This window comes from Streptomyces sp. SID11385 (assembly GCF_010548245.1).
GTDB lineage: Bacteria > Actinomycetota > Actinomycetes > Streptomycetales > Streptomycetaceae > Streptomyces.
Window position 1 is genome coordinate 1 of sequence record NZ_JAAGLR010000482.1, and the last position, 949, is coordinate 949.

Sequence of the window (949 nt, forward strand, 5' to 3'; positions counted from 1 at the left end):
CGGCGGCAGCCCGGCCGCGCCGAGCGCGGCCCGGACCAGCGCCTCGATCTCGCCGCTCGTCGCCGCCGACGACGCGCCGACCCCCACCACGAGCGACGAGGTGCGGCGGGGCGCCCGGTCCGTTAGCAAAGAGGCATGGTCGTGCTCGTGGCCCTCGGGTCCTTCGTGATGACGCTGGTCGGCGGCTGGGCCGCGCACCACGTCACCGACCGGCGGCACCTCGTCCTCGGCTTCGCGGGCGGGCTCATGCTCGGCGTCGTCGGGCTCGACCTCCTCCCCGAGGCGATCGAGGGCGCGGGGCGGCACGTGTGGGGCGTGCCCGCCGCGCTGCTCCTCTTCGTCGCGGGCTTCCTCGTCGCGCACGTCGTCGAACGCCTCCTCGCGCTGCGCCGCGCCGCGCACGGCGCGCAGAACCCCGAGCAGGTCCCGCAGGTCGGCATCGGCGCCGCCGCCGCGATGGTCGGCCACAGCGTCGCCGACGGCATCGCGATCGGCGCCTCGTTCCAGGTCGGCGAGGCGATCGGCTTCACCGTCGCGCTCGCCGTCATCAGCCACGACTTCGCGGACGGCTTCAACACGTACACGCTCACGCGCGCCACGGGCAACGCGCGCCGCAAGGCGTTCGCGATGCTCGGCGCCGACGCCGTCGCGCCCGTCGCGGGCGCCGCGTCCACGCTCCTGTTCACCATTCCGGGCGAAGCGCTCGCCTGCTACCTCGGCTTCTTCGGCGGCGTCCTCCTCTACATCGCCGCCGCCGAGATCCTCCCCGAGGCCAGCCACAGCCACCCGGCCCGCTCGACCCTCCTGTGCACGGTCGCGGGCGTCGCGCTGATGTGGCTCGTCATCGGCTTCGCGGGGGAGTAGCGGGGGCCCGGGTACGGGGGAGGGGCGCGGCGCGGCGGGTACGGGGCGCCCGGCCCGCGGCGGGCCGTTCACCCCGCCACCGGCG

Annotated in this window: 1 protein-coding gene; it reads left to right on the plus strand. The window is 76.3% G+C overall.

Translation table 11 applies throughout. The features are described from left to right. Window positions 1-135: 135 nt before the first annotated feature. A complete protein-coding gene (locus G3I42_RS14705; protein ID WP_164286102.1) occupies window positions 136-864 on the plus strand; it encodes a ZIP family metal transporter in 729 nt (242 codons plus the stop codon). Window positions 865-949 lie beyond the last annotated feature (85 nt).